The organism is Kingella kingae ATCC 23330 (assembly GCF_900111845.1).
Lineage (GTDB): Bacteria > Pseudomonadota > Gammaproteobacteria > Burkholderiales > Neisseriaceae > Kingella > Kingella kingae.
Genome location: NZ_FOJK01000049.1, coordinates 1 through 1,180, shown reverse-complemented (window position 1 = coordinate 1,180; position 1,180 = coordinate 1). Strand labels below are relative to the sequence as shown.

1 protein-coding gene is annotated in these 1,180 nt (G+C 46.4%); it reads left to right on the top strand.

The annotated features are described in order from the left end of the window. Positions 1-1,179: elongation factor Tu (gene tuf, locus BQ5809_RS08010; protein WP_032133099.1), on the top strand; the 1,179-nt coding region annotated here is incomplete at its 5' end. Between the last annotated feature and the right edge of the window lies 1 nt (position 1,180).

Here is a 1,180-nt window from a genome sequence, read left to right as displayed (position 1 = left end):
AAGGAAAAATTTGAACGCACGAAACCGCACGTAAACGTAGGTACAATCGGTCACGTTGACCATGGTAAAACCACTTTGACTGCGGCTTTGACAACTATTTTGGCTGAACGCTTTGGCGGTACTGCAAAAGCCTACGACCAAATTGACGCAGCTCCAGAAGAAAAAGCTCGCGGTATTACCATTAACACTGCTCACGTTGAATACGAAACTGAAACTCGCCACTACGCACACGTAGACTGCCCAGGTCACGCGGACTATGTGAAAAACATGATTACTGGTGCGGCACAAATGGACGGCGCAATCTTGGTATGTTCAGCAGCTGACGGTCCTATGCCACAAACTCGCGAACACATCTTGTTGGCTCGCCAAGTAGGTGTACCTTATATCATCGTATTCATGAACAAATGCGACATGGTCGATGATGCTGAGTTGTTGGAATTGGTTGAAATGGAAATCCGTGACTTGTTGTCTAGCTACGATTTTCCAGGCGACGATTGCCCAATCGTTCAAGGTTCTGCATTGCGCGCATTGGAAGGCGACGCTGCATACAAAGAAAAAATCTTTGAATTGGCTGCTGCTTTGGATAGCTACATTCCTACTCCAGAACGTGCTGTTGATAAACCATTCTTGTTGCCAATCGAAGATGTATTCTCTATCTCTGGTCGTGGTACAGTAGTTACTGGTCGTGTAGAGCGCGGTATCATCAAAGTAGGCGAAGAGATTGAAATCGTTGGTTTGAAAGACACGCAAAAAACCACTTGTACTGGCGTGGAAATGTTCCGCAAATTGTTGGACGAAGGTCAAGCTGGTGATAACGTTGGTGTATTATTGCGTGGTACGAAGCGTGAAGACGTTGAACGTGGTCAGGTATTGGCTAAACCAGGTTCTATCACTCCGCACACTAAATTTGAAGCTGAAGTGTATGTGTTGAGCAAAGAAGAAGGTGGCCGTCATACGCCATTCTTCGCTAACTACCGCCCACAATTCTACTTCCGTACGACTGACGTAACTGGTGCAGTTACTTTGTCTGAGGGTGTGGAAATGGTTATGCCAGGCGAAAACGTGAAAATCACTGTTGAGTTGATTGCACCTATCGCTATGGAAAACGGTTTGCGTTTTGCGATTCGTGAAGGTGGTCGTACCGTTGGTGCGGGCGTTGTGGCTAACGTGATTGCTTAAT